This is a genomic window from Streptomyces microflavus (assembly GCF_014650075.1).
Lineage (GTDB): Bacteria > Actinomycetota > Actinomycetes > Streptomycetales > Streptomycetaceae > Streptomyces > Streptomyces microflavus.
Map to the genome: position 1 here is coordinate 1 of NZ_BMUG01000013.1, position 17,563 is coordinate 17,563.

Sequence of the window (17,563 nt, forward strand, 5' to 3'; positions counted from 1 at the left end):
GCCCGCAACTTCCTCAAGGACAACCCCGACCTCGCCGACGAGATCGAGAAGAAGATCCTGGAGAAGCTGGGTGTCGGTGTCCGGCCGGAGACCGAGACCGCCGAGCCGGCCGCGGAAGGAACGGCGGCTGCGGGAGCGGCGGCGGACGGGGCGGCGAAGCCGGTGACCGCTGCGGCCACCAAGGCGAAGCCGGCCAAGACCGCGGCGGCCAAGAGCTAGGCCGTGGCACGTCGTACGGAGTGGCCGGGAGGCCCTGCGGAGCCCGGCGCCGGGTTCGGCGAAGGGGCGGGCCGCCGTGGCCGCTCCGGCACCAGGAGCAGCGGCTCCCCTTCCTCGTCGAGGGCCGAGAAGGGGGAGCCGCGTGATCAGCGGGACAGGGGCGAGCCCCGCGATCCGGTCGAGCAGGCGCGCAATATCTGCCTGCGCCTGCTCACCGGGACGCCGAGGACGCGCAAGCAGCTCGCGGACGCCCTGCGCAAGCGGGAGATCCCGGACGAGGCCGCCGAGGAGGTCCTCTCGCGCTTCGAGGACGTCGGGCTGATCGACGACGCGGCCTTCGCCGGGGCATGGGTGGAGTCCCGGCACCACGGCCGGGGGCTCGCCCGCCGGGCCCTCGTCCGCGAGCTGCGCACGAAGGGCGTCGCCCCGTCCGTGATCGATGACGCGGTCGGGCGGCTCGACGCCGATCAGGAGGAGGAGACGGCCCGGGAGCTGGTGGCCCGCAAGCTCCGCTCCACCCGCGGCCTGGACCGCGACAAGCGGCTGCGCCGCCTCGCGGGCATGCTCGCCCGCAAGGGATACGGGGAGGGCATGGCCCTGCGGGTGGTGCGCCAGGCGCTGGAGGAGGAAGGCGAGGACACGGAAGGCCTGGACGAGCCTTTCTGAGGGGAGCGGGCGCGGGCCGGACGGGGGAGCGGGCGCGGGCAGCGGGGGCGCTGTGCAGTAGTGGCCGGTCAGCAGTGGTGGCCGGTCAGCAGCGGGGAGCGGAGCGGCGGTCGGGGGCCCGCCGGTCAGTGTCCGGCCAGGGACGCGCGGCGGGCGGCTGAGTCGAGGAGGGCCAACGCGTCCGCCGCGGTGCGGCCCGGCGCGCGGTTCCAGGGGCCGATCAGCCCGGGCCACCCCTGGGAGCGGAGCTCGGTGATCAGCCAGGCGCCGGCCCGGTTCACGGTGGTGGGGGAGCCGTAGCCGAGCCGGTGGGCGGTGAGCATCGCGCCGCAGATGCAGCGGGCGCCACGGGCGTTGCGCAGCCGGTACGGGGTGTTCTGCCAGCCCCATTCGGTCAGGACCTGCCGGGCGTAGCCGAGGTGGACGGAGGGTCTCAGATCTCTCTGGCCGACCCGCCGCCAGGCGTGTACACGGTCGGGCAGTACCGCACCCAGCCGACCGGGGAGCGGGCGCTCGGGCGGAGGCGCTGCCGGCAGCGCCTGCAGGGAGTCGTCGATGAGCCGGTCGACGGGGACGGACAACAGACTCCGCCAGTCGGCAGGGCGGTCCTGTGCGGGTGACGGGCACCGGCCGGGGACTACCGGCTCCGGGCGCTCGGCCGGGGAGAGCACGGGCTGGGGGGCGGTGCTCTCCCACCCCGAGACGATGCGCTGCCACGCTTGTGTGTCGTGCAGCCGGGAAGCCTGGGCGTCGAGCTGGTCGGGGGTGAGGACTGGGATCGCCATGAGTGCGTCATCTCCGTACATTTCGACCTCTGTATGAGGCGAATGTCGGTCGCGCACGGCGATGGCTCTACTGGAATGCGGCGTTCGGGTGTGTCACGCGCAGGAGCGAGGTTCAGAAGAAGTGAGCCAGAAGCAGTGAGTCGGAAGTGAGCCGGACGTGAGGGAGGGGGCGGCCACGTCACGCCCGTGGCCGCCCCCTCCCTCGGATCGATGTCCGGCGTCAGCCGCCGGTGCCGGTGCCGGTCCTGCCCTCGGCGTCGGCGTCGGCAGCGGTCTCGGCGTCGGCGGCCAGGGTCACCGGGAGCCCTGCCGCGCGCCAGGCCTGGAAGCCGCCGATCAGGTCGGTGGACCGGTGCAGCCCGAGTTGGCGCAGCGATGTCACCGCGAGGCTCGACGCGTACCCCTCGTTGCAGATGACGACCACCGGGAGGTCGTGGCTCACCGCCTCGGCGGCGCGGTGGCTGCCCTGCGGGTCGAGCCGCCACTCCAGCTCGTTGCGCTCCACGACCAGCGCGCCGGGAATGAGCCCGTCCCGGTCCCGGAGTGCCGCGTACCGGATGTCCACCAGCAGCGCCCCGTCCGCCGCCGCGGCGGAAGCCTCGTGCGGGCCGATCCGGTCGTAACCGGCCCGGACCCGCTCCAGCAGCTCGTCGATGCCCACCGGCTCCGGGGTGCCCACGCCCTCGGCGCCACCCCGGTCGTCGCCGCTCACTGCCAGTCCTCCGGGCGCTCGGTCTGCTCCAGCCGGAGCACCGCGCCGGTGCGGCTGAACCGGCGGATCCGCGGCAGCGGCGGGTAGTACGCGTGGACGGAGACGGCATGCACGCTGTCGGACTCGTTGAGGACCTCGTGCACATGGTTCTGCCCGAAGGCCCGCCCCTGACCGGCCGCCAGCTCCCGTGACCGGTCCACCCCCTCGTTCAGCTCCAGGGTCTTCCAGCCGTCGGTGGGCAGCCGTACGGCCAGTGAGTGCTCCTTGAGGGCGCCGGCCGCGGTGGTGAAGGCGCCGACCGAGTCGGCGTGGTCGTGCCAGCCGGTCCCGGTCCCCGGCGGCCAGCCGATCAGCCAGGCCTCGCTGCCACCCGGCCCGTCGAGCCGGACCCAGGTGCGGCCCTCCGGATCGAGCGGGAGAGAGGCGATGAGCGCGGTGTCCTCGGCGGCGCGGCGCACGAAGTCAAGCAGCTCCGCGACCGTCGGACCGGAGGAAACGGAACGGGCCGAGCCGACCCGCGCGGAAACAGCGGGAGCGGAGGCCACCGGTCCGGTGGCGGGGGAGGCGGGGGAGGGTACGGAAGCAGCCGTGGGTACGGCAGGAGAGGGGGAAGACACAGGGACCGTCCTGAGAGTTCGCGCGAGATCCCGGCCGTGCGGGAAAGCGGCACGGACCGGCAGAGGAGGGCGATTCAGCAGGACGGGCGACACACGCAGCCCGCGTAACGGAGGAGGTCCATATGGACCCTCCGCCACAGGCGCACATCGGTGTCGGTCATGATCTGGAGTACACCATGTGCGCCCGTGACGGTCAATTGATCCTGGCGGTCCGGTCGGCGTGAACCCGCTCGCGGGGCCCCGGCGCGCGCGCCGCCCCCCGCTCGTCCCCGTCGCTCTTCCTGTCCCCGCTCTCCCCGTCCCCGCTCTCCGCGGATCCGGCGTCGGACCCGGCCCCGGCCCCGGTCAGCCCGCCCAGCGCCGCCCGCGCCGCGGCGAACAGCTCCGCGGGCCGTACGCCGGCGAAGGCGGCCACCAGGTGTCCGTCGGGCCGCACCAGCAGGACGGTGTGGGCCGACGCACCCGGGTAGCTCTCCGTGACCAGCAGCTCCGCCGTGGACGGCAGTGCCTCCACGGCTTCCACGAGGCGCGGCATGATGCCGGCGGTCAGCCAGTGCCGCCGGTCCCACACACCGGTTCCGGGGGCGACCAGGATCACCAGCGGGTGCCCCTGCCCGAGCCGCTCGCGCAGCCGTACCGACGTTCCGTCCGGCGCCGTCACCCGTACATCGGCGACCGGCGCACCGGGGGGCGTACCCACCGTGGTGTGCGCCTCGGCGTGCGGTGGTGCAAGGGGGGAGTGCGTGTACGAAGGGGGCGCACCGAGGGCTCCGCAGCCCAGGTGGCCGTCGGCGAGCAGCGTGTCGTGACTCCGGGCCGCGCCCGGTACCAGCGTCCGCAGTCCCCCGCCGCCCCGCAGTATCGGCAGGGACTGGTCGGCGGCGCGCAGCCGGGCGGCCACCGCGGCCCGGCGTTCGGCCTGGTAGCTGTCGAGCAGCAGATCGGTGCCGCCGTGATGCCAGGCGTGGGCGAGCTTCCACGCCAGGTTCTCGGCGTCCCGGATGCCCTCGTCCAGGCCCTGGGTGCCGAGCGCTCCCAGCAGATGCGCGGCGTCGCCCGCCAGGAAGGCCCGCTGCACCCGCCAGCGCCGGGCGAGGCGGTGGTGGAGCGTGTGCACCCCGGTGTCGAGCAGCTCGTACGGCGGGGTCTCGCCGCACCAGCCGGCCAGACTGTCCCGGATGCGGGTGATCAGGGCGTCCGGGGTGACCAGCTCGCCGCGCGGCGGGAGCAGCCAGTCCAGCCGCCAGACCCCGTCCGGCAGCGGCCGCGCGCCGACCTCGGCACCCCCGGTGCGCCACGGCGGCTGCCGGTGCAGCACGGCCTCGCCCGGCCAGGGCAGGTCGGCCCGCAGCGCGGCGACGGCGTGCCGTTCCACCGCCGTACGACCGGGAAACCTGATGTCCAGCAGCTTGCGCACGGTCGAGCGTGCGCCGTCGCAGCCGACCAGATAGCTGCCGCGCCACCAGGTCGCACCGGGCCCCTTGGTGTGCACCGTGACGCCGTCGCGGTCCTGCTCCAGGGTGTCGACCCGGCTCAGCTCCACCAGCTTCACCAGCGGCGCCGCCGCGACGGCGGCGCGCAGGGCCGACGCCAGCGCGTGCTGCGGAATGTGGAGGGGGGCCGGGAGGGGCGGCGCGTCCTCGTCGACGGAGTCCCCGGAACCCGGACCCAGCGGCACATCACGGACCAGCTGCTTCCGGCGCATCGAGCGCCACCCGCTCCACCGCAGCCCGTCCTTCTCCAGGCGGGCGGCGCCGAGCCGCTCCACCAGATCGGCGGTGTCCTCACGCAGCACGACCGTGCGGGCGAGACGTACTTCCTCGGTGCCCGGCCCCTCGTCGAGGAGCACGCAGGGGACACCCTGGGCGGCGAGGGCCAGCGACAGCGTCAGGCCGACGGGCCCGGCGCCGACGACGATCACCGGGTCCACGGCGCGTGTCCTCCGGCCCGTACGGTCATGCGGAACGTGGCAGTGGAAGCCGGGTGCGTGATCACAGAACGTATGCAACCCACTGGGGGTGCTTGCGTCAAGTGACCGAGGCAGCGACGCGTGCGCCGCTGCCTCGAATGCTTCTGCCGGGAAGGACCGACCACGGTCAGTTCTGTGACACTCCGGCCCCACCTGCACCGTCGGCCCCGGTGCCTGCGCCCCCTGCGCCCCCTGTGGTGTCGGCGTTCGGGCCGAACGTGCCGGCCGTCGCGTCGATGGTTCCGGGGGCCTGGACGGCCGGCGCCACCGCGATGCCGGTCTTGGCGCGGCGGCCGCGCTTCTCGATCCAGGTCGCCAGCGACGAGAGCAGCAGACAGAGCGCGATGTAGATCGTGCCGATGACCGTGATCGTCGAGACGTACGGGTACTGGCCGTTGACCAGGGTGTTGGAGGCGATCAGACGCGCGGTCTGGAGCAGCTCCGGGTACAGGATGATGAAGCCGAGCGAGGTGTCCTTGAGGGTCACCACGAGCTGGCTGATGATCGTCGGCAGCATCGACCGGACCGCCTGCGGCATCAGGACGGTGACCATCACCTGGGTCTTGCTCATGCCGAGCGCGTACGCGGCCTCGCTCTGGCCCCGGGGGACGGCGTTGATGCCGGCGCGCAGCACCTCGGCCTGCACACAGCCGTTGTAGACGGACAGGCCCGCGGCCAGCGCCCACATCGAGTAGTCGGTGAGGAAGCCGACCCAGATGGCGTAGATCGTGATCAGCAGCGGGAGCGAGCGGAACAGCTCGATGAAGGTGGTCGCCGCCCAGCGGACCGGTTTGTGGTCGGAGAGGCGTCCCACCGCCAGCACCACACCGAGGACGACCGAGCCGACCGCGGCCAGGCCGAACGCCTTGAGCGTGGCGACGAGGGCGTCGGCGATGTTCTGCCGGATGCCCGAGTAGTTGAAGATGTCCCACATCTCGGGGGCCAGGTGGCCCTTGTCGGCCAGCCGCAGCAGACTGACCGCGATCAGCGCCGCGATGGCGAGGGTGCCGACGACGGCGTAGATGCGGTTACGGACGACGGCCTTGGGGCCCGGGGCGTCGTAGAGAACGCTGGCGCTCATCGGGCGACCTCCATGCGACGCTCCAGCAGCCGGAAGAGGCCGCTGATGGTAAACGTGACGACCAGGTAGCCGAGGGCCACCCAGATGAAGACGGGGACGATGTCGTAGCCCTTGTCGCTCATCAGCTTCTGCCAGCCGAAGAGTTCGGCGACGCTGAAGGCTCCGGCGATCGCGGAGTTCTTGGTGAGCGCGATGAAGATGCTGCTCAGCGGCGGGATGACGGTCCGCGTCGCCTGGGGGAGCACCACGATGCGCAGGGTCTGGGCGAACGTCATGCCGATCGAGCGGGCGGCTTCGGCCTGGCCCAGCGGCACGGTGTTGATGCCGGAGCGGACCGCCTCGCAGACGAACGAGGAGGTGTAGAAGCCGAGCGCCAGCGAGCCGAGCACGAACGGGCTCATCCCCGGGAAGAGGATCTCCGGGACGACGAAGAAGAAGATCAGGAAGAGCAGCGTCAGCGGGGTGTTGCGCATCAGCGTCACCCAGGCGGTGCCGAAGTACCGCAGCGGCGGCACCGGCGAGACCCGGAATCCGGCGATGGCGACACCGAGCACCAGGGCGATAACCGAGCTGACGGCGGTGATCGACACGGTTCCTATGAAGCCGTCGCGGAACTCTGGGAAATTGTCGAGCAGTACGTTCATGAGGTCTCCGCGTCGGCGGTCAGCGGCATCAGGGCAGGGGAAGGGGCGCCCCGTGCGCCCGCCCCGTGCCCCTGAGGGGCAGCGGCGGCGTACGGGACGCCTCCTGAGTCACACGCGGTACGTCAGTGACGGGGCGTCGGCCGTGGGACGGCGGACGGCGTCAGTAGCGCTCGAGCGCCGGCGGCTCGATGTAGTCCGAACCGGACAGGCCCAGCGTGGCCTCGTAGATCTTCTTGTACGTGCCGTCCGTGACGTGCTTCTCGAGCGAGTCGTTGATCGCGTCGCGCAGGACCTTGTCGTCCTTGTTCAGGCCGACGCCGTAGGGCTCGCTGGTGAACGGCTTGCCGACGACCCTGAGCTTGCCGGAGTTGGCGGCCGCATAACCCTTGAGGATCGAGTCGTCCGTGGTGAGGGCGTCGACCTGCTTGGTCAGCACCTGCTGCACGCAGTCGGAGTACTTGGCCAGCTCGACGACGTCCGCGCCGTACTCCGGCTTCTTGATCTCCTGGAGCGGGGTGGAGCCGACGATCGAGCAGACCTTCTTGCCCTTCACCGAGTCCTTGCCGGTGATGGAGTTGTCGTCCTTGCGGACCAGGAGGTCGGCGCCCGCCTTGTAGTACGGACCGGCGAAGCCGACCTGCTTCTTGCGCTCGTCGTTGATCGTGTACGTACCGACGAAGTAGTCGACCTGGCCCTTGGAGATCGCCGTCTCACGGATGCCGGAGTCGACGGTCTTCCACTCGATCTGCTTCTCCGTGAAGCCGAGGTCCGCCGCGATCATCTTGGCGATCTCGATGTCGAAGCCGGAGCGCTCCTTGGTCGACTGGTCCTCGAAGCCGAGGTAGGGCTGGTCGGCCTTGGCGCCGATGATCAGCTTGCCGCGCTCCTTCGCCTTCTTGAAGACCGGCGAGTCCAGGGAGACGTCCTTGGCGACGGTGTACGTGGGCAGCGCGGGAGCCTCGGAGGAGCCGGGCTTGGTGCCGCTCGGTTTGTCACCGGCGGAACCCTCCTTGCCACCACACGCGGTCGCGGTCAGGGCGAGGACGGCGATGGCCGCGACGGCGGCCGACTTGCGGAGCTTCATGTGAGTTTTCCTTATGCCGTGGGTCGTTGTCGTCAGTCGTCGGTCGTCAGTGGTGAAGGATCTTCGACAGGAAGTCCTTGGCCCGGTCGCTGCGCGGATTGCTGAAGAACTGCTCGGGCGTCGCTTCTTCGACGATCTTTCCGTCCGCCATGAACACCACACGATTGGCGGCCGAACGGGCAAAGCCCATCTCATGGGTGACGACGATCATCGTCATTCCGTCCCGGGCCAGCTGCTGCATGACTTCGAGGACCTCGTTGATCATCTCCGGGTCGAGAGCCGACGTCGGCTCGTCGAAGAGCATGACCTTCGGGTCCATCGCCAACGCCCGTGCGATCGCCACGCGTTGCTGCTGGCCGCCGGAGAGCTGTGCCGGGTACTTGTCGGCCTGTACGCCGACGCCCACCCGGTCGAGAAGGGTCCGGGCCTTCTCCTCCGCGGCCTTCTTGTCGGTCCTGCGGACCTTGGTCTGGCCCAGCATGACGTTCTCCAGCACCGTCTTGTGTGCGAAGAGATTGAACGACTGGAAGACCATGCCCACGTCGGCGCGCAACCGCGCCAGCTCCTTGCCCTCCTGGGGCAGGGGCTTGCCGTCGATCGAGATCGCACCCGAATCGATCGTCTCCAAGCGGTTGATCGTGCGGCACAGCGTGGACTTCCCGGACCCGGAGGGCCCGATGACGACCACGACCTCGCCACGGGCGATGGTCAGGTCGATGTCCTGGAGCACATGCAGCGCGCCGAAGTGCTTGTTGACGTCGCTCAGTACGACAAGGTCGTCGCCCGCGGGCGCGGCATCCTCGGCGGCCTTGGTCACTGAAACTCCGCTCATCGGCTTCTTGCTCCGTCCTCCTCGGGTGCCAAGGACACTAATGACGCGGTGCGACCAGCGTCATTACATCTGAGCGGAAATTGAGCATAACGATCCGGCGGCAACCGGACACTCCGCGTGAAGGGGACGTCACGAGCGGTGCCCGGGCGTACCGGGTGCATAACGGAAACCCTGCTGTAACCGGCAGCCTCTTGACTGGCATGCCGGTCATCGGAGTGGATGCCCTGTGCGGCAAAAGAATGTGAAGCGCCGCTGAACGGAGAGTTTCGCCAGGGATCTTCCGGGTGAAGCAGGGCGAAACTTGAGATATCGCCGTGTGGCGCCGTGCAACGGTGGCGTGCACAGGACCGGTTACGCGAACGAGTACGGGACGTCCCCACGGCCCGGGGAGACGGAGAGGAGGGCCATGAGACTGCTGCTCGTCGAGGACGACGACCATGTCGCGGCGGCCCTGTCCGCCGTGCTCGCCCGGCACGGGTTCCAGGTCGTGCACGCCCGCAACGGCGAGGAGGCCCTGCGCGCGCTGCTGCCCGCGGAGAAGGAGCCCTTCGGCGTCATCCTGCTCGACCTCGGCCTGCCCGACCAGGACGGCTACGAGGTCTGCGGCAAGATCCGCAAGCGCACCGCGACCCCGGTGATCATGGTTACCGCCCGTGCCGACGTCCGCTCGCGCATCCACGGACTCAACCTCGGCGCCGACGACTACGTCACCAAGCCCTACGACACCGGTGAGCTGCTCGCCCGTATCCACGCGGTCGCCCGGCGCACCACCAGTGGCGAGGACACCGCGTCGACCCCCGTCGCGGCACTGCGTCTGGGGTCCGTCCGGATAGAGCTGCCGACCCGGCGCGTCAGCGTCGACGACGCAGAGGTCCAGCTGACCCGCAAGGAGTTCGACCTGCTGGCCCTCCTCGCCCAGCGGCCCGGCGTGGTCTTCCGCCGCGAACAGATCATCAGCGAGGTCTGGCGCACCAGCTGGGAGGGGACCGGGCGCACCCTGGAGGTGCACGTGGCCTCGCTGCGCTCCAAGCTCGGGCTGCCCGCCCTCATCGAGACCGTGCGAGGCGTCGGCTACCGGCTCGTCGCCCCGGCCGCGTGACGGACGGCTTCTCCCCCGGTGCGCACCCGTCTCCTCCCCCTGCTCATCACGCTGATGGCCGCCGTCCTGCTCACCCTCGGCTTCCCGCTCGCGGTGAGTGTGGCCGCCGCCGAGCAGCAGCGTCTGGTCATCGACCGGATCGACGACACCGCCCGCTTCGCGGCCCTCGCCCAGTCCATCACCGACACGGTCCCGGCCACCGACGAGCGCCGTCTGACGCTCGCCACCGACCTGGAGGTCTACGCCTCGGTGTACGGCATCCGGGCCGGCATCTTCTACCGCAACGACCTGGCCCTGGCGAAGGCCCCGGACGGCTGGCTGCTGCCGGCCGAGGGGGAGGGGCGCACCGCCTTCAGCGAAGCGCTCCTCGGCCGCCGTTCGCACGACCCCCCGCAGGTCTGGCCCTGGCAGGACGGCCGGGTCGTCGTCGCCTCGCCCGTCGTGCGCGACGGTGACGTCGTCGCCGTGGTCGTCATCGATTCGCCCACCGACGAGATGCGCTCCCGCATCCTGCGGACCTGGCTGCTGATCGCGGTCGGCGAGGCGCTGGCCATGCTGGTCGCGGTCGGCGCCGCCGTCCGGCTCACCGGCTGGGTGCTGCTGCCGGTGCGGGTCCTGGACGCGGCCACCCACGACATCGCCGTCGGCCGGATGCGCTCCCGGGTCGCCGCCTCCGGCGGGCCGCCGGAGCTGAGGCGCCTGGCCCGGTCCTTCAACGAGATGGCCGACAACGTCGAGGACGTCCTGGAACAGCAGCGCGCCTTCGTCGCCGACGCCTCGCACCAGCTGCGCAACCCGCTCGCCGCGCTGCTCCTGCGCATCGAACTCCTCGCCCTGGAACTGCCCGAGGGCAACGAGGAGATCGCCGCCGTACGCACCGAGGGCAAGCGGCTGGCCCGGGTCCTGGACGACCTCCTCGACCTGGCGCTGGCCGAACACACCGAGGCGGACCTCCAGCTGACCGACATCGTCCCGCTCACTGCCGAACGCGTCGCCTCCTGGCGTCCGATGGCGGACGAGAAGGGCGTGCACCTGATCCAGGACGGGGCCCCGGCCGCCACCGCCTGGGCCGACCCCACAGCGCTCTCGAGCGCCCTGGACGCGGTCATCGACAACGCCCTGAAGTTCACCCCGGCCGGACAGGACGTACGGGTCACGGTCGTCCCGGGAGCCACCGCCACGACCGTCGTGGTCGCCGACCGGGGGCCCGGCCTCACCGAGCAGGAGCTGGAACGCGTCGGGGACCGCTTCTGGCGCAGCACCCGCCACCAGAACGTCAGCGGGTCGGGGCTCGGCCTCTCCATCTCCCGCGTGCTCCTCGCGGCGGGCGGCGGCTCGATCACGTACGAACGCCATGAGCCGCACGGCCTGCGGGTCACTGTCTCGGTGCCGCGCGAGCTGCCGCAGACCCCCTGAGGCCCGGGGCCCGGAGGGTTTCCGGCTCAGGGGTTCAGCGGCTCAGGGCTTGACCGAGCGGTAGTAGCGCTTGGCGCCCTCGTGCACTTCCAGCGGGTCCGTGTAGATCGCAGTCCGCAGGTCCACCAGCTGCGCCGCGTGCACCTCGCGGCCGATCCGGTCCCGGCTGTTGATCACCGTCCGGGTGAAGGCCTCGGTCATGGCCGGATCCGTACGGTCCGTGGTGATGAGCAGATTGGCGACGGCGACCGTGGCGACCGACTGGCCCCGCTGGGCGAAGCGGTAGGCGTCGGCGGGCATCGTCGCCGAACGGTAGTAGCGGGCGGAGCCGCCGACCGACTGCAGCTCCTTGACCAGGTCCTCGTCCAGCGGGACCAGCTTCACGGCGAACCGCTCCGTCAGCTCCTGCACCGCCCCGGTCGGCAGCCCGCCGGACCAGAAGAAGGCGTCCAGGTCCCCGGAGACCAGCCGGTCCGGCATGGTGTTGATGCCCGCCGACACCGCGGTCACGTCCTGCGTCGGGTGGAGTCCCGCCGCGTTCAGCAGCCGGTCCGCGACCAGCCGGACCCCGGAGCCCTCCTGGCCGACGCCGACCCGCTTGCCCCGCAGATCGGCGACGCCGGCGATGTCGGAGTCGCGCGGGACGACCAGCTGCACATAGTCGTCGTAGAGCCGCACACAGCCCCGCAGCAGATGGGCGCCGGGCCTGCCGTCGCGCACATAGGTCGCCACGGCGTCGGCGGTGGCGATGGTGAAGTCGGCCTCTCCCGTCGCCACCCGCGCGAGGTTCTGCTGGGAGCCCTCGCTGGTGAGGAGCTTTATCGACACCTCGGGCATGTCCTTGGCAAGGGCGCCTTCCAGCCGTTCCCCGTACCGCTGGTAGACGCCGCTCGGCACCCCCGTGGAGAAGGTCAGCGTCCCGCTCGGGGCCCGTTCGCCCAGGGGAAGGAGCCACCACGCGAGCAGCCCGAGCACGACCGCGAGCGCGGCGCCCGTCTGAAGGGTGCGACGTCGGCCGAATCGGGACAGAGCGTGGAGCATGCGCGCGATCCTGCCAGCTCACCGCCCCTCTGACCAGGCCCGGCCGCCGAGGCGGACCCGGTACGGGAGGGGCGCGCCCGGCAACCGCCTACCCTGGTCACATGAGCAGCGGCAACCGGAGCGAAGCAGTGGACGTCCAGAAGAGCTACGAGGTGCGCACCTACGGGTGCCAGATGAACGTCCACGACTCCGAACGGCTGTCGGGTCTCCTGGAGGGCGCCGGATACGTCCGCGCCCCCGAGGGCTCCGACGGCGACGCCGACGTCGTCGTCTTCAACACCTGCGCGGTACGCGAGAACGCCGACAACAAGCTCTACGGCAACCTCGGCCGGCTCGCCCCGATGAAGACCAAGCGCCCCGGGATGCAGATCGCCGTCGGCGGCTGCCTCGCCCAGAAGGACCGCGACACCATCGTCAAGCGGGCCCCCTGGGTGGACGTCGTCTTCGGCACGCACAACATCGGCAAGCTGCCGGTCCTCCTGGAGCGCGCCCGTATCCAGGAGGAGGCGCAGATCGAGATCGCCGAATCCCTGGAGGCCTTCCCCTCCACGCTCCCCACCCGCCGAGAGTCCGCGTACGCCGCGTGGGTCTCCATCTCCGTCGGCTGCAACAACACCTGCACCTTCTGCATCGTCCCGGCGCTGCGCGGCAAGGAGAAGGACCGCCGTACCGGCGACATCCTGGCCGAGATCGAGGCCCTGGTCGCCGAGGGCGTGTCCGAGATCACCCTGCTCGGCCAGAACGTCAACGCGTACGGCTCCGACATCGGCGACCGCGAGGCCTTCTCCAAGCTGCTGCGGGCCTGCGGGAGGATCGAGGGCCTGGAGCGGGTCCGCTTCACCTCCCCGCACCCCCGCGACTTCACCGACGACGTCATCGCCGCCATGGCCGAGACGCCGAACGTGATGCCCCAGCTCCACATGCCGATGCAGTCCGGCTCCGACCGCGTACTGAAGGCGATGCGTCGCTCCTACCGTCAGGAGCGCTTCCTCGGGATCATCGAGAAGGTGCGCGCCGCGATGCCGGACGCCGCCATCTCCACCGACATCATCGTGGGCTTCCCCGGCGAGACCGAGGAGGACTTCGACCAGACGATGCACGCCGTCCGCGAGGCCCGTTTCGCCAACGCGTTCACCTTCCAGTACTCCAAGCGCCCCGGGACGCCGGCCGCCGACATGGACGGCCAGATTCCCAAGGAGGTCGTGCAGGAGCGGTACATGCGCCTGTCCGCCCTCCAGGAGCAGATCTCCTGGGACGAGAACAAGAAACAGGTCGGCCGCACCCTGGACGTCATGGTCGCCGAGGGGGAGGGCCGCAAGGACGGCGCCACCCACCGCCTCTCCGGCCGCGCCCCCGACAACCGCCTGGTCCACTTCACCAAGCCCGGCCAGGACGTGCGCCCCGGCGACGTGGTGACCGTCGAGGTCACCTACGCCGCCCCGCACCACCTGCTCGCCGAGGGCACCCCGCTCGCCGTACGGACCACCCGCGCGGGCGACGCCTGGGAGAAGCGCACCACGGCCGCCGCCGCCAAGCCGGCCGGAGTGATGCTCGGCCTCCCCACCATCGGCGCCCCGGCCCCGCTGCCGGCCGCCGCGGCACCGGCCTGCGGCATCGGCTGATCCGCACGGGAGGCGACGGGGAGCGGGGACCCGGCCCCCGGCAAGTACCCTGACCGGCATGCTTGTCGCCGCCGCCGTGTGCCCCTGCCCGCCGCTCCTGGTGCCCGAGGTCGCCGCCGGGGCCGCGCCCGAACTCGACACCGCGCGCGCCGCGTGCCTGGACGCCGTGGGGGTGCTCGCCGCCTCCCGCCCCGACCTGCTCGTGGTCGTGGGGCCGGGGGCCGGCCGGTCCTACCCGTCCGGCGGGCACGGCTCCTTCCGCGGGTTCGGCGTCGCCCTCGACGTCACCCTGGGCGAGCCGGGCCCGGCCGCGCAGGAACCCCCGCTGCCGGACTCCCTCGCCGTGGGCGCGTGGCTGCTGGACCGGGCCCGCTGGGCGGGCGCACCGGTCGAGGGGCTCGCGGTGGACGCGCGCCACCCCGCCGGCGAGTGCGCACGGGCCGGAGAGGGGCTGGCCGCCCGCGTCGACCGCGTCGCGCTCCTGGTGATGGGCGACGGCAGCGCCTGCCGCACGCTCAAGGCGCCCGGCTACCTGGACGAACGGGCCGAGGCCTTCGACGCCCTGGCCACCGCGGCGCTGGGCTCCGCGGACCTCGCCGCACTGGACGCGCTGGACGCGACACTCGCGTACGACCTCAAGGCGGCCGGCCGGGCCCCCTGGCAGGTGCTCAGCGGCGCCGCACGAGGAGCGGGCCTCGGCGGGCGGCTGCTGTACGAGGACGCGCCCTACGGAGTCGGCTACACCGTCGCCACCTGGTCCTGAACGGACACCGCCTGGTCCTGGACAGGCCGACGGCGGCACCGGAGAGATCCGGTGCCGCCGTCGGGGCCTGCCCCTGTCAGGGGCAGGCCGCTGTCAGATCAGGAAGCGGGCGGCGGAGGGGGCGGGGTGGTGCCGGGGGTGCCGCCGTCCTTCTGGCCCAGCTTGTCCACGGCTTCCTTGGCCTTGCGCGTACCCGTGTCGATCTTGTCGCTGTACTTGCCCTTGGTCTTCTGGTCGACCGTGCGCGCGGCCTTGTCGAGGCCCTGCTCGATCTTGCCCCCGTGCTGCTGCGCGAGGTCGCCGACCTTTTCCTTGGCCGGTCCCAGCTTGGCCTTCAGGTTGTCCAGGAACCCCATTGGGTCACCTTCCGTGCAGTGAGGACTGTCTGCGGGAGCGTTCTCCCGCCCCCATTGTCCGTCACCTGTCCCTTCCTGCCGACTTTACTCGCCCTTTAGCGTTCTCTTAGCGCCCATCCGGTTCCCCCGGGCGTGGGCGGGAAGGGCACGGATATTTGGGAGACTGTCCCGGTGAACCGTCCCGTTTCAGCCCCCCGCGTCATCACCGTCGTCGGCCCCACCGCGGCCGGAAAATCCGATCTGGGGGTCTTCCTCGCCCAGCAGCTCGGCGGTGAGGTGGTCAACGCCGACTCCATGCAGCTCTACCGCGGGATGGACATCGGTACGGCGAAGATGACGCCCGCCGAGCGCGCGGGCGTCCCCCACCGTCTGCTCGACATCTGGGACGTCACCGAGGCCGCCAGCGTCGCCGAGTACCAGCGCCTCGCCCGGCTGGAGATCGACCGGCTGCTCGCCGAGAACCGCACGCCCGTCCTGGTCGGCGGCTCCGGGCTGTACGTGAAGGGCGCCATCGACGCCCTGGAGTTCCCCGGTACGGACCCCGAGGTGCGCGCCCGCCTCGAACAGGAGCTGGCCGAGCGGGGCTCCGGCTTCCTGCACCAGCGGCTCGCCGCCGCCGACCCCGGCGCCGCCCGCTCCATCCTCGCGAGCAACGGCCGCCGTATCGTCCGCGCCCTCGAAGTCATCGAGATCACCGGCAAGCCCTTCACCGCCAACCTCCCCGGCGACGAGCCGGTCTACGACGCCCTGCAGATCGGCGTCGACGTCGACCGCCCCGAGCTGGACGAGCGCATCGCCCTGCGCGTCGACCGGATGTGGGAGGCCGGCCTGGTGGACGAGGTGCGCGCCCTGGAGGCGTGCGGGCTGCGCGAGGGCCTCACCGCCTCACGGGCGCTGGGCTACCAGCAGATCCTCGCGGCGCTCGCGGGGGAGTGCACCGAGGAGGAGGCGCGGGCCGAGACCGTGCGCGCCACCAAACGCTTCGCGCGCCGTCAGGACTCCTGGTTCCGCCGCGACCCGCGCGTCCGGTGGCTCGGCGGCGGACAGCGTGACCGGGAGGAACTCCCGCACCGGGCGCTGACGTTGATCGAACGAGCGGTCACAGCCTGATCACGTGATGGCATCGGGACGCTCCGCCCGTCAATTCGGCGCCCGTGATCGTGCCATCATCGAGCATCGATCCACCAGTGGAGTCCTAGTTGGGAGGGCGCGTGGCGATGGAGGCCGGCCCTCGCGACACGGAGCAGCACGACGTACCGCCACCGCAGGAGACCGCGGGGCGGCTGAGTCCCGACGGGCCCGACGAGCAGGACGTGGCCCCGGAGGTCGAGGTCGAGCTCAGGCCCGCCCGCAGACTGCGGATCTGGCAGCTCGCGCCCATCATCATGCTGGCCGCCGTCGGCTCACTGATGTTCGCCTTCCCGCTTGCCTTCGAGTTCGGTGACGGCGGTGCCGTCGTCGCCATGCTGGGCCTTCTGATCAGCTGCTGCGCGGCCGGCTGGGGCATGATGGCGGCCCGCCGCGTCGGCCACACCTGGCCCGGCCTGCCGGCCAGGGGCTCGGGCGACCGTCTCGACTGGCGGGTGATCGCGCTGTACGTCGCACTGGGCGGTGGTCTGGTCGCCCTCGCCGTGTGGCGCGTGGCCCGCCTGCGCTGAGCCGTTCCAGGGGTGCCCGGGGGTGTCCGGCATCGCGGACTGTCGGTGATGGCTCGTACAGTTGCCGTGTGAGCACTTCGCAGATCACCTTCCTCAAGGGTCACGGCACCGAGAACGACTTCGTGATCGTCCCCGACCCGGACAACGCCCTCGCGCTGCCCGCCTCCGTCGTCGCCCGGATCTGCGACCGCAGGGCCGGTATCGGCGGGGACGGCCTGCTGCACGTCGTCCGCTCCGCGGCCCACCCCGAGGCCCAGGACATGGCCGCCGAGGCCGAGTGGTTCATGGACTACCGCAACGCGGACGGCTCGATCGCCGAGATGTGCGGCAACGGGGTGCGCGTCTTCGCCCACTACCTCCAGCGCGAGGGGCTCGTCGAGCAGGGCGGCCTCGCCGTCGCCACCCGGGGCGGCATCAAGCAGGTGCACCTCGCCAAGGACGGCGACATCACCGTCTCCATGGGGCGTGCCGTGCTGCCCGAGGAGAGCGCCACGGTCGCCGTCGGGGAGCGCAGCTGGCCCTCCCGCAACGTCAACATGGGCAACCCGCACGCCGTCGCCTTCGTCGACGACCTCGCCCACGCCGGCGATCTCCTCTCCGCCCCTCCGGTCAGCCCCGCCGCGGTCTACCCCGACGGCGTCAACGTCGAGTTCGTCGTGGACCGGGGCCCGCGCCATGTCGCCATGCGCGTCCACGAGCGCGGCTCCGGCGAGACCCGCTCCTGCGGCACCGGCGCCTGCGCGGTGGCCGTCGCCACCGCCCGCCGGGACGGCACGGACCCGGCGGTGACCGGGCTCCCCGCGACGTACACGGTGGACCTCCCCGGCGGCACCCTGACCATCACCGAGCACCCGGACGGCGCGGTGGACATGACCGGCGCCGCGGTGATCGTCGCCGAGGGCACCATCGACCCGGCCTGGCTCGAAGCGGCGGGCGGCTGAGCGCCGGGCGGCTCATCGGCCGAGCGCCGAGGGCCGGGCGGCTCCCGGTTCGAAACCG

19 protein-coding genes and 1 pseudogene are annotated in these 17,563 nt (G+C 71.7%); 9 read left to right on the forward strand and 11 right to left on the reverse strand.

Features of this window, described 5'->3' with window-relative positions:
* A pseudogene (locus tag IE264_RS31825) lies at positions 1 to 219 on the forward strand (recombinase RecA); the annotation flags it as partial.
* 3 nt (positions 220 to 222) lie between these two features.
* On the forward strand, positions 223 to 885 hold the full coding sequence (gene recX, locus IE264_RS31830) for a recombination regulator RecX (protein WP_032757093.1): 663 nt from the start codon (positions 223 to 225) through the stop codon (positions 883 to 885).
* A 125-nt stretch (positions 886 to 1,010) separates the two neighbouring features.
* Here the strand turns inward: recX and IE264_RS31835 are convergent, their stop codons facing one another.
* From IE264_RS31835 to IE264_RS31870, 9 genes are all read right to left on the reverse strand, one after another.
* Entirely contained in the window at positions 1,011 to 1,670 is a 660-nt protein-coding gene (locus IE264_RS31835; protein WP_032757094.1) for a DUF6197 family protein, read from the reverse strand.
* Between the two features lie 220 nt (positions 1,671 to 1,890).
* On the reverse strand, positions 1,891 to 2,382 hold the full coding sequence (locus tag IE264_RS31840; protein ID WP_032757095.1) for a rhodanese-like domain-containing protein: 492 nt from the start codon (positions 2,380 to 2,382) through the stop codon (positions 1,891 to 1,893).
* Complete coding sequence (locus IE264_RS31845; RefSeq protein WP_015611880.1) at positions 2,379 to 2,999, reverse strand: cupin domain-containing protein; 621 nt, start codon at positions 2,997 to 2,999, stop codon at positions 2,379 to 2,381. Before IE264_RS31845 ends, IE264_RS31840 begins: the two co-directional genes overlap by 4 nt.
* Before the next feature lie 74 nt (positions 3,000 to 3,073).
* Positions 3,074 to 3,160: a putative leader peptide gene (locus tag IE264_RS38755; RefSeq protein WP_311307652.1), complete on the reverse strand. Its 87-nt coding sequence runs from the start codon at positions 3,158 to 3,160 to the stop codon at positions 3,074 to 3,076.
* A 32-nt stretch (positions 3,161 to 3,192) separates the two neighbouring features.
* The gene (locus tag IE264_RS31850) at positions 3,193 to 4,929 is read right to left on the reverse strand and encodes an FAD-dependent monooxygenase (protein WP_032757096.1); all 1,737 of its coding nucleotides are present in this window, start codon (positions 4,927 to 4,929) and stop codon (positions 3,193 to 3,195) included.
* Between the two features lie 166 nt (positions 4,930 to 5,095).
* Positions 5,096 to 6,049, reverse strand: coding sequence for an amino acid ABC transporter permease (locus IE264_RS31855; protein WP_015611883.1), 954 nt, complete (start codon positions 6,047 to 6,049; stop codon positions 5,096 to 5,098).
* Positions 6,046 to 6,693, reverse strand: coding sequence for an amino acid ABC transporter permease (locus IE264_RS31860; protein WP_015611884.1), 648 nt, complete (start codon positions 6,691 to 6,693; stop codon positions 6,046 to 6,048). The genes IE264_RS31855 and IE264_RS31860 overlap by 4 nt, the downstream gene beginning before the upstream one ends.
* Before the next feature lie 160 nt (positions 6,694 to 6,853).
* Positions 6,854 to 7,777 carry a glutamate ABC transporter substrate-binding protein gene (locus IE264_RS31865; RefSeq protein WP_015611885.1) on the reverse strand — a complete coding sequence of 308 codons (924 nt, stop codon included), beginning with the start codon at positions 7,775 to 7,777 and terminating at the stop codon, positions 6,854 to 6,856.
* Positions 7,778 to 7,823: 46 nt separating this feature from the next.
* A complete protein-coding gene (locus IE264_RS31870; RefSeq protein WP_015611886.1) occupies positions 7,824 to 8,609 on the reverse strand; it encodes an amino acid ABC transporter ATP-binding protein in 786 nt (261 codons plus the stop codon).
* A gap of 406 nt (positions 8,610 to 9,015) precedes the next feature.
* Here IE264_RS31870 and IE264_RS31875 point away from each other — a divergent pair, with 406 nt between their 5' ends.
* The gene (locus tag IE264_RS31875; RefSeq protein WP_015611887.1) at positions 9,016 to 9,708 is read left to right on the forward strand and encodes a response regulator transcription factor; all 693 of its coding nucleotides are present in this window, start codon (positions 9,016 to 9,018) and stop codon (positions 9,706 to 9,708) included.
* 18 nt (positions 9,709 to 9,726) lie between these two features.
* Positions 9,727 to 11,124 (forward strand): sensor histidine kinase, encoded by a 1,398-nt coding sequence (locus tag IE264_RS31880; RefSeq protein WP_032757097.1) that lies wholly within the window; start codon positions 9,727 to 9,729, stop codon positions 11,122 to 11,124.
* Positions 11,125 to 11,166: 42 nt separating this feature from the next.
* Here IE264_RS31880 and IE264_RS31885 read toward each other — a convergent pair whose 3' ends face one another.
* Positions 11,167 to 12,165, reverse strand: a complete 999-nt coding sequence (locus IE264_RS31885) for a TAXI family TRAP transporter solute-binding subunit (RefSeq protein ID WP_032757098.1) — start codon at positions 12,163 to 12,165, stop codon at positions 11,167 to 11,169.
* Positions 12,166 to 12,266: 101 nt separating this feature from the next.
* Here IE264_RS31885 and miaB point away from each other — a divergent pair, with 101 nt between their 5' ends.
* Positions 12,267 to 13,787 (forward strand): tRNA (N6-isopentenyl adenosine(37)-C2)-methylthiotransferase MiaB, encoded by a 1,521-nt coding sequence (gene miaB / locus IE264_RS31890; RefSeq protein WP_078618769.1) that lies wholly within the window; start codon positions 12,267 to 12,269, stop codon positions 13,785 to 13,787.
* A gap of 58 nt (positions 13,788 to 13,845) precedes the next feature.
* Positions 13,846 to 14,550 carry a class III extradiol dioxygenase subunit B-like domain-containing protein gene (locus IE264_RS31895; protein WP_032757099.1) on the forward strand — a complete coding sequence of 235 codons (705 nt, stop codon included), beginning with the start codon at positions 13,846 to 13,848 and terminating at the stop codon, positions 14,548 to 14,550.
* 98 nt (positions 14,551 to 14,648) lie between these two features.
* On the opposite strand, the gene IE264_RS31900 is transcribed toward IE264_RS31895, so the two are convergent.
* Positions 14,649 to 14,906, reverse strand: a complete 258-nt coding sequence (locus IE264_RS31900) for an antitoxin (RefSeq protein WP_015611892.1) — start codon at positions 14,904 to 14,906, stop codon at positions 14,649 to 14,651.
* Positions 14,907 to 15,077: 171 nt separating this feature from the next.
* On the opposite strand from IE264_RS31900, the gene miaA reads away from it, so the two are divergent.
* The 3 genes from miaA (at position 15,078) to dapF (ending at position 17,505) form a co-directional block, all read left to right on the forward strand.
* Positions 15,078 to 16,016, forward strand: a complete 939-nt coding sequence (miaA, locus tag IE264_RS31905) for a tRNA (adenosine(37)-N6)-dimethylallyltransferase MiaA (RefSeq protein ID WP_032757100.1) — start codon at positions 15,078 to 15,080, stop codon at positions 16,014 to 16,016.
* Between the two features lie 107 nt (positions 16,017 to 16,123).
* Positions 16,124 to 16,564: a hypothetical protein gene (locus IE264_RS31910; RefSeq protein WP_032757101.1), complete on the forward strand. Its 441-nt coding sequence runs from the start codon at positions 16,124 to 16,126 to the stop codon at positions 16,562 to 16,564.
* Between the two features lie 68 nt (positions 16,565 to 16,632).
* Positions 16,633 to 17,505 carry a diaminopimelate epimerase gene (gene dapF, locus IE264_RS31915; protein ID WP_015611895.1) on the forward strand — a complete coding sequence of 291 codons (873 nt, stop codon included), beginning with the start codon at positions 16,633 to 16,635 and terminating at the stop codon, positions 17,503 to 17,505.
* Positions 17,506 to 17,563: the final 58 nt, after the last annotated feature.

What these genes read in the sequence shown, in the direction of transcription:
- IE264_RS31860 (WP_015611884.1), bottom strand. Translation starts at nt 6,693, where the DNA reads ATGAACGTACTGCTCGACAATTTCCCAGAGTTCCGCGACGGCTTCATA.
- IE264_RS31895 (WP_032757099.1), top strand. Translation starts at nt 13,846, where the DNA reads ATGCTTGTCGCCGCCGCCGTGTGCCCCTGCCCGCCGCTCCTGGTGCCC.
- IE264_RS31910 (WP_032757101.1), top strand. Translation starts at nt 16,124, where the DNA reads ATGGAGGCCGGCCCTCGCGACACGGAGCAGCACGACGTACCGCCACCG.
- IE264_RS31900 (WP_015611892.1), bottom strand. Translation starts at nt 14,906, where the DNA reads ATGGGGTTCCTGGACAACCTGAAGGCCAAGCTGGGACCGGCCAAGGAA.
- IE264_RS31885 (WP_032757098.1), bottom strand. Translation starts at nt 12,165, where the DNA reads ATGCTCCACGCTCTGTCCCGATTCGGCCGACGTCGCACCCTTCAGACG.
- IE264_RS31855 (WP_015611883.1), bottom strand. Translation starts at nt 6,049, where the DNA reads ATGAGCGCCAGCGTTCTCTACGACGCCCCGGGCCCCAAGGCCGTCGTC.
- IE264_RS38755 (WP_311307652.1), bottom strand. Translation starts at nt 3,160, where the DNA reads ATGACCGACACCGATGTGCGCCTGTGGCGGAGGGTCCATATGGACCTC.
- IE264_RS31865 (WP_015611885.1), bottom strand. Translation starts at nt 7,777, where the DNA reads ATGAAGCTCCGCAAGTCGGCCGCCGTCGCGGCCATCGCCGTCCTCGCC.
- IE264_RS31875 (WP_015611887.1), top strand. Translation starts at nt 9,016, where the DNA reads ATGAGACTGCTGCTCGTCGAGGACGACGACCATGTCGCGGCGGCCCTG.
- IE264_RS31835 (WP_032757094.1), bottom strand. Translation starts at nt 1,670, where the DNA reads ATGGCGATCCCAGTCCTCACCCCCGACCAGCTCGACGCCCAGGCTTCC.
- miaB (WP_078618769.1), top strand. Translation starts at nt 12,267, where the DNA reads ATGAGCAGCGGCAACCGGAGCGAAGCAGTGGACGTCCAGAAGAGCTAC.
- IE264_RS31870 (WP_015611886.1), bottom strand. Translation starts at nt 8,609, where the DNA reads ATGAGCGGAGTTTCAGTGACCAAGGCCGCCGAGGATGCCGCGCCCGCG.